General features: G+C 72.6%; 6 protein-coding genes. 4 read left to right on the top strand and 2 right to left on the bottom strand.

The genetic code is table 11. The features are described 5' to 3' along the window. The coding region (locus IG63_RS22935; RefSeq protein WP_157210327.1) for an integrase core domain-containing protein at positions 1-104 on the top strand (104 nt) is incomplete at its 5' end. On the opposite strand, the gene IG63_RS0120170 is transcribed toward IG63_RS22935, so the two are convergent. After that, positions 101-619: a cysteine hydrolase family protein gene (locus IG63_RS0120170; RefSeq protein WP_030486133.1), complete on the bottom strand. Its 519-nt coding sequence runs from the start codon at positions 617-619 to the stop codon at positions 101-103. The two genes, IG63_RS22935 and IG63_RS0120170, sit on opposite strands and share 4 nt — an antisense overlap. A 158-nt stretch (positions 620-777) precedes the next feature. Between IG63_RS0120170 and IG63_RS0120165 the strand changes: the two genes are divergently transcribed. From IG63_RS0120165 to IG63_RS0120155, 3 genes are read left to right on the top strand one after another with little or no spacing between them, the layout of a single operon-like run. Further along, a complete protein-coding gene (locus tag IG63_RS0120165; protein WP_030486132.1) occupies positions 778-1590 on the top strand; it encodes a sigma-70 family RNA polymerase sigma factor in 813 nt (270 codons plus the stop codon). A 23-nt stretch (positions 1591-1613) separates the two neighbouring features. Next, positions 1614-2018 (top strand): PaaI family thioesterase, encoded by a 405-nt coding sequence (locus IG63_RS0120160; RefSeq protein ID WP_030486131.1) that lies wholly within the window; start codon positions 1614-1616, stop codon positions 2016-2018. Beyond that, positions 2008-2661, top strand: coding sequence for an HAD family hydrolase (locus IG63_RS0120155; RefSeq protein WP_211249415.1), 654 nt, complete (start codon positions 2008-2010; stop codon positions 2659-2661). Before IG63_RS0120160 ends, IG63_RS0120155 begins: the two co-directional genes overlap by 11 nt. 22 nt (positions 2662-2683) lie before the next feature. On the opposite strand, the gene IG63_RS22930 is transcribed toward IG63_RS0120155, so the two are convergent. Next, positions 2684-2755, bottom strand: a 72-nt coding sequence (locus IG63_RS22930; RefSeq protein ID WP_157210264.1) for an integrase core domain-containing protein, incomplete at its 5' end; no start/stop codon positions are given.

Genomic DNA, 2755 nt, shown 5'->3' with positions numbered 1-2755 from the left:
TGCCAGCATGGATCCACCAGTACAACCACCACCGGCCCCACTCAGCCATCGGGAAGGCCGCACCCATCAGCAGGTTGAACAACCTGGCTGGACATCACAGCTAGACGACCTCCACCTGCGGCGCGAAGGCGCCGAGCACCCGCAGCGCCGCGTCGTGGTCGGCGGTGGTGCCCCCGGCGCAGGCGTCGGCGACCACCCGCACCCGCACGCCGGCGTCGCTCGCGGCGAGCGCCGTGGCGAGCACGCAGCACTCGGTGGCGACGCCGGCGAGCACGAGCGTGTCGGGCTCCTCGAGCGTCGCCGCCAGCTCGGGGGTCCACTTGCCCATGGTCGGGGCGTCGAGCACCGGCAGGTCGAGCGCGGCGAGCTCGGGCACCAGCTCCCACTGCTCCTGCGCGGCGGGGTCCCGGGCGAAGGGGTAGGCCTCGTAGTAGTCGACCCACGAGCCGGTGGGCTCGGGGTGCGGCACGAAGCGGGTCAGCGCGGTGCGGCCGGCGTACGTCTCGAGCAGCCCGGTCACGCCCGCGAGCGCCGCGTCGAAGCCGGGCACGCGCCACGGGCTGGCGGCGTCGGCGAAGACCTGCTGCATGTCGACCACGAGCAGTCGCGTCTCGGTCATGTCGGTGCCTCCTGCTGTGATGGTTCACCCGCTGGTCACGAAAACGTCAACAGGTACCTATACAAGTTGTTGAGGTATCTGGCATGCTGAGCCCACGACACCGCCCCAGTCATACAAGCGGCCGGGGTTCGAGCGCCGACACATCAGGCGGTGATCCTGTGCGCCACCCCAGCACCACCACTCTCCCCCGTCGCTCCCAGGAGGAGCACCGACGGAACCGGACGCGCGAGATCTTCGCGCTGATCCCCGCGGCCGACGTCCTCGAGGCCGACGACCTGCTGCACGAGGTCGTGCAGCTCAACATGCCGGTGGCCGAGCGGGTCGCCGCCCGCTTCGCCCGCCGCGGCATCGCCGAGGAGGACCTGCGACAGGTCGCCTACCTCGCGCTGACCCGTGCCGCGCAGAAGTACGACGCCGAGCGCGCCGGCTCCGACTTCCTGTCCTACGCGGTGCCGACCATGCGCGGCGAGGTGCGCAAGTACTTCCGCGACCACGGCTGGATGGTGCGGCCGACCCGACGGGTGCAGGAGACGCAGGCACGGGTCAACAAGACCCGCGAGCAGCTGACCTCCGAGCTCGGCCGCAGCCCCACGGTGGGGGAGCTGGCCGAGCACCTGGGGGAGCCGGTGGAGGACGTCGTCGAGGCGATGGCCGCCGACGGCTGCTTCGCGCCGACCTCGCTGGACGCCCCGGTGGGCGGCAGCGACGAGGAGGGCCTCTCGCCGCTCGGTGCGACGCTCGGCAGCGACGACGACGGCATGCTCGCCGCCGAGGCACGTGCCTCGGTGCAGCCGCTGCTGCGCGATCTCGCCGAGCGCGACCGGCTGATCATCGCGATGCGCTTCTACGACGGCCTCACGCAGCGTGAGATCGCCGAGCGCATCGGGGTGACCCAGATGCAGGTCTCGCGGCTGCTGTCGCGGATCCTGCAGCAGATGCGCACCAAGCTGGAGCCGTCCACCGCCGCGTGACGCGGGGCTGCGAGGATCGGGGGATGAGCGACGACCTCCCGTTCGACACGTCCGGCCCCTTCGTGGAGCACCTCGGCCTGCGCTTCACCGAGGTCACCGGCGAGCGCGTCGTCGGCACCTGGACCGCCCGCGAGGCGCTGCACCAGCCCTACGGCATCGTGCACGGGGGCGTGCACTGCAGCGTGGTCGAGACCCTCGCCAGCGTGGGTGCCGCGACCTGGCTCGGCGAGCGCGGCCAGGTGGTCGGCGTCAACAACAGCACCGACTTCTTCCGCGCCGTGCGGGAGGGGGCGATGACCTCGGTCGCGACGCCGGTGCACCAGGGTCGCTCGCAGCAGGTGTGGGTCGTGGAGACCCGGCTCGACGAGGGCGACAAGCTCGTCTCGCGCGGCCAGGTGCGGCTGCAGCACCTCGACCGTGTCGGCTGACCCTGCAGCCGGGCGGCTCGTCGACGCCGTCATCTGGGACATGGACGGCACCCTGGTCGACTCCGCGCCCGTGGTGCCCGCCGCCTTCGTCGAGACCGTGCGGCGCCTCGGCGGTGCGCCGGTGACCCCCGAGCGCGTGGTCGAGCTCTACGCCGTGGGCAAGCCGCGCGAGATGCTCGCGGTCATGATGGAGCGCGAGCAGCGCCAGTCCGACGAGGACCTCTACCACCAGGTGCTGGCCGAGGGCACCGACGCGGTGCGGGTGCACGAGGGGGTGCCCGAGGCCCTGGCGGCCCTCGACGCCGCCGGGCTCGCGCTGGGTGTCTTCACCGGCAACAGCCGGCCCGCCGCGGAGATCATCCTGGGGGCCGTCGGTCTGCGCGAGCGCTTCGTCGAGGTCGTCGGCGGCGACGAGGTCGCGCGGGCCAAGCCGGCGCCGGACGGCGTGCTCGAGGCCGCGCGGCGGCTCGGCGTACGCCCCGAGCGGTGTGCCTACGTCGGCGACTCCCCGCTCGACGTCGGCGCGGGCCGCGACGCGGGTGCGCTCCCGGTCGCGGCCGGGTGGGGTCACCTCTTCGAGGAGGGCGAGGCCGAGCGCGTGGCCCGCACTCCCGGCGACCTCGTCGGCCAGCTGCTCGGCTAGATGTACTCGGCCACCAGGTTGGTCACAGTCGGCTGATGGGTGGGAGTCCTGCGAGTGCGCTGTGGCGACGTTGAGTGTTGTAGTGCTCGAGCCA

It is taken from the genome of Nocardioides aequoreus (genome assembly GCF_000720335.1).
GTDB classification, from domain to species: Bacteria; Actinomycetota; Actinomycetes; order Propionibacteriales; family Nocardioidaceae; genus Marmoricola; species Marmoricola aequoreus.
The sequence above is the reverse complement of the archived record's forward strand: the minus strand, read 5'-3'. Positions and strand labels throughout refer to the sequence as shown.

Excerpts from the sequence above, each read along its gene's own strand:
- IG63_RS0120170 (WP_030486133.1), bottom strand. The coding sequence starts at position 619 with ATGACCGAGACGCGACTGCTCGTGGTCGACATGCAGCAGGTCTTCGCC.
- IG63_RS0120160 (WP_030486131.1), top strand. The coding sequence starts at position 1,614 with ATGAGCGACGACCTCCCGTTCGACACGTCCGGCCCCTTCGTGGAGCAC.